4 protein-coding genes are annotated in these 4283 nt (G+C 66.4%); all 4 read left to right on the forward strand.

Annotated elements, in window-relative coordinates; translation table 11 throughout:
• Window positions 1-498, forward strand: a 498-nt coding sequence (locus tag AC1DMS_RS31555; RefSeq protein ID WP_478182127.1) for a methyl-accepting chemotaxis protein, incomplete at its 5' end; no start/stop codon positions are given.
• A gap of 86 nt (window positions 499-584) precedes the next feature.
• Window positions 585-2285, forward strand: coding sequence for a methyl-accepting chemotaxis protein (locus AC1DMS_RS31560; protein ID WP_062365639.1), 1701 nt, complete (start codon window positions 585-587; stop codon window positions 2283-2285).
• Between the two features lie 20 nt (window positions 2286-2305).
• On the forward strand, window positions 2306-2821 hold the full coding sequence (locus tag AC1DMS_RS31565; RefSeq protein ID WP_062365640.1) for a chemotaxis protein CheW: 516 nt from the start codon (window positions 2306-2308) through the stop codon (window positions 2819-2821).
• A gap of 80 nt (window positions 2822-2901) precedes the next feature.
• A partial coding sequence (locus tag AC1DMS_RS31570) for a methyl-accepting chemotaxis protein (protein ID WP_478182128.1) occupies window positions 2902-4283 on the forward strand: 1382 nt, incomplete at its 3' end.

Below are 4283 nucleotides of genomic sequence, written 5' to 3' on the forward strand. Positions count from 1 at the left end.
TCCGAAGTCCGCAACCTGGCCCAGCGCTCAGGCGCAGCCGCCAAGGAAATCAAGGGCCTGATCGACGACTCGGTGGGCAAGGTCGACATGGGCAGCGCCCTCGTGGGCGAAGCCGGCAAGACCATGGCCGAGATCGTGGGCAGCGTGAAGCGCGTGACCGACATCATCGGGGAGATCACGGCCGCGAGCCATGAGCAGAGCACCGGCATCGAGCAGGTGAACCAGGCGATTGCGCAGATGGACCAGGTGACGCAGCAGAACGCGGCGCTGGTCGAAGAAGCCGCCGCCGCGGCGCAGTCGATGCAGGAGCAGGCCGCGAGCCTGGTCGGGGCCGTCAGCGTGTTCAGGCTGGATGGAACACCGGCCGCTCGTTCCGGGCTCGCATTCGCCGCGCCGAAGGCCCTGCGGCCGGCGCCGGCCAGGAAGAGCGAGGCCACCGCAGCCCCGCAACTGGCCGTGGCCGCCAGCGCGGCAAATGGCGATTGGACGGAATTTTGAGCTGAAGGCCTCAAGTCTTGCGCGCGGATGCCGATAACCCTGTGGACAGAGCACCGCACAAAAGACATCCACCCAAGGAAGAGACCATGTTCAACCGCTTGAATCCGCGCGCCCTCAGCATCGGGCAGAAGCTCGGGCTGCTCACGGCCAGCGCCATCCTGGGCGTGGCGGCGCTGACGGCCCTTTTCCTGGTTTCGGAGCGCAAGCTCATCCTGGAAGAGCGGCAGGCCAGCGTGCGCCAGGTGGTGGAAAGCGCGCATGGCCTGCTGGTCCACTACCACGCGCTCGCGGCCAAGGGCACGCTGACCGAGTCGCAGGCGAAGGAGCAGGCGATGCAGGCGATCCGCGGCCTGCGCTACAGCGGCAGCGAGTATTTCTGGATCAACGACATGCAGCCGCGCATGCTGATGCACCCGATCAGCCCGGCGCTCGAGAACAAGGACCTCTCGTCCAACAAGGATGCCACCGGCAAGCGGCTGTTCGTCGCCTTCGTCGACACCGTCAAGGCCGATGGTGCGGGCTTCGTTCCCTATCTCTGGGCCAAGCCGGGCAGCGACAAGCCGGTGCCCAAGGTCTCGTACGTGAAGGGCTTCGAGCCCTGGGGCTGGATCATCGGCTCGGGCGTCTACGTGGACACGGTGCAGGCCACCATCATGAGCCGGGCCATCGGCCTGTCGATCAGCGCGCTGGTGCTGGCCGCGGCACTCTTCGCGCTCGGCTGGGCGATCTCGCGCGGCCTGCTGAAGCAGCTCGGCGGCGAACCGATGGTCACGGCCGGCATCGCGCACCGCATCGCCGACGGCGACCTGGCGGTCCGCATCGACCTGAAGCACGGCGACCAGGCGAGCCTGCTGCACGCGGTCCAGGCCATGCGCGACAGCCTAGCCAAGGTGGTGGGCGAGGTGCGCCACGGCACCGATGCGATTGCGACGGCTTCAGGGCAGATTGCCGCGGGCAACCAGGACCTGTCTTCGCGCACCGAGGAGCAGGCGAGTTCGCTCGAACAGACCGCGGCCTCGATGGAAGAACTCACGAGCACCGTCAAGCAGAACGCCGACAACGCACGCCAGGCCAACCAGCTGGCGGTCTCCGCCTCTGAAGTGGCGGTGCGCGGCGGCGGCGTGGTGAGCCAGGTGGTGGACACCATGGGTTCCATCAACAGCTCGTCGAAGAAGATCGTCGACATCATCGGCGTGATCGATGGCATCGCGTTCCAGACCAACATCCTGGCGCTCAATGCTGCTGTCGAAGCCGCAAGAGCCGGCGAGCAGGGAAGAGGCTTCGCAGTCGTCGCCTCCGAAGTGCGCAACCTGGCCCAGCGTTCAGGTGCAGCCGCCAAGGAAATCAAAGGCCTGATCGACGACTCGGTGGACAAGGTCGAGGCCGGCAGCCGCCAGGTGGCCGAAGCGGGCCGCACGATGGACGAGATCGTCGACAGCGTGAAGCGCGTGACCGACATCATGGGCGAGATCACGGCGGCGAGCCAGGAGCAGAGCACGGGCATCGAGCAGGTGAACCAGGCGATCGCGCAGATGGACCAGGTCACGCAGCAGAACGCGGCGCTGGTGGAAGAAGCCGCGGCTGCGGCGCAGTCGATGCAGGAGCAGGCCGCGAGCCTGGTCGAGTCGGTCAGCGTGTTCAGGCTCGAACCCGGCAGCGCCGCTGCCATGCCCCCGGCTTCCGAGAAGTCCCGGCGCCTCGCGCCGGGCAAGAAGACCCACGAAGCCCCCGCGTCCCCGCAGCTGGCCATGGCCGGCGCAACCGGCGGCGCGTGGCCCGAGTTCTAGCCAACAGCGACAGATATCCGATGAGCACAACAACATCCCAACAAACCGCCGACAGCCGCAGCATCGCCCCGTTGCGGGCCGGCCGTCCCCTGGAATTTCTTTCCTTCACGCTGGGCCAGGAGGAATACGGCATCGACATCCAGAAGGTGCAGGAGCTGCGCGGCTACGACGCGGTGACGCGCATCGCGAACGCGCCGGAGTACATCAAGGGCGTGGTGAACCTGCGCGGGATCATCGTCCCGATCATCGACATGCGCATCAAGTTCAGGCTGGGCACGCCCAGCTACGACCAGTTCACGGTGGTGATCGTGCTGAACATCGCGGGTCGCGTGGTGGGCATGGTGGTGGACAGCGTGTCGGACGTGATCACCTTGAGCGCGGAGCAGATCAAGCCGGCGCCGGAGATGGGCTCGGTGCTGGACACCGACTACCTGATCGGCCTGGGCACGCTGGACGAGCGGATGCTGATCCTGGTGGACATCGACCGGCTGATGTCCAGCGACGAGATGGGCCTGGTCGAGAAGATCGCCGCCTGAGGCGGGCGCGCACAACCCTTTCCTGCGGCAAGCGCGCGTTCTGCGTGCTTGCCCTTTCCTGATTTTCTGGAGTGATGAGCATGTTTCTGAGCAATATTTCCATCGGCAAGCGGCTGGCCGTCGTGATCGGCGTCATCCTCGCCCTGTCTCTCACGAGCAGCGTGCTTGCCGTGCTGAAGCTGCAGCAGCTCGGCGAGGAAATCAATGCGATGGTCGAGAAGAACATCAAGACCGAGCGCGCGGGCTCCGACTGGCTGCGCAACACCAACTCGGGCGTCCAGCGCGCCGCGGCCATTGCCAAGAGCAGCGATGCGAGCCTGATCGCCTACTTCGCGCCGGCCACGGCGCTCTCCATCAAGGAGACCAACGAGCTGCAGAAGTTCATCGAGGAACAGATGGACACGCCCGAAAAGAAGGCGCTGTACGACAAGGTCGGCGAGCTGCGCAAGGCCTACCTCGCGGCCCGCGAGGAGGTCAGCAAGGCCAAGCTGGCGGGCGACATGGAAGGCGCCAACCGGATCTTCAACGAACGCTTCGAACCCACCTCGCGCAGCTATCTTGCAGGTGTGCAGCAGATGGTGGACACGGAACGCGCGCTGCTCGACGCCGCGGCCGAGCGCAGCAAAGAGATGCGCGCCAGCACCAGCCTGATGCTGGTCGTCTTCGGCGTGCTGTCGCTGGGCCTGGGCCTGGTGCTCGCCTGGCTGCTGGTGCGCAGCATCACGCATCCGCTGCGCCGCGCCGTCGAGGTGGCCGAGGCGGTGGCCGCCGGCGACCTGACCAGCCGCATCGAAGTGACGACGAAGGACGAGACCGGCCAGTTGATGCACGCGCTCAAGGGCATGAACGGCAGCCTGGCCAAGGTGGTGGGCGAAGTGCGCCACGGCACCGATGCGATCGCGACGGCCTCGGGCCAGATTGCGGCGGGCAACCAGGACCTGTCTTCCAGGACGGAAGAGCAGGCGAGCTCGCTCGAGCAGACCGCAGCCTCGATGGAAGAGCTCACGAGCACCGTCAAGCAGAACGCCGACAACGCGCGGCAGGCCAACCAGCTGGCGGTCTCCGCCTCTGAAGTGGCGGTGCGTGGCGGCGGCGTGGTGAGCCAGGTGGTGGACACCATGGGCTCCATCAACAGCTCGTCCAAGAAGATCGTCGACATCATCGGCGTGATCGACGGCATCGCGTTCCAGACCAACATCCTGGCGCTGAATGCGGCAGTGGAAGCCGCAAGAGCCGGTGAACAGGGCCGCGGCTTTGCAGTCGTCGCTTCCGAGGTGAGAAACCTCGCGCAGCGCTCAGGCGCAGCCGCCAAGGAAATCAAGGGCCTGATCGACGACTCGGTGGACAAGGTCGAGGCCGGCAGCCGCCAGGTGGCCGAAGCGGGCCGCACGATGGACGAGATCGTCGACAGCGTCAAGCGCGTGACCGACATCATGGGCGAGATCACGGCGGCCAGCCAGGA

It is taken from the genome of Variovorax sp. 05T418 (genome assembly GCF_056396385.1).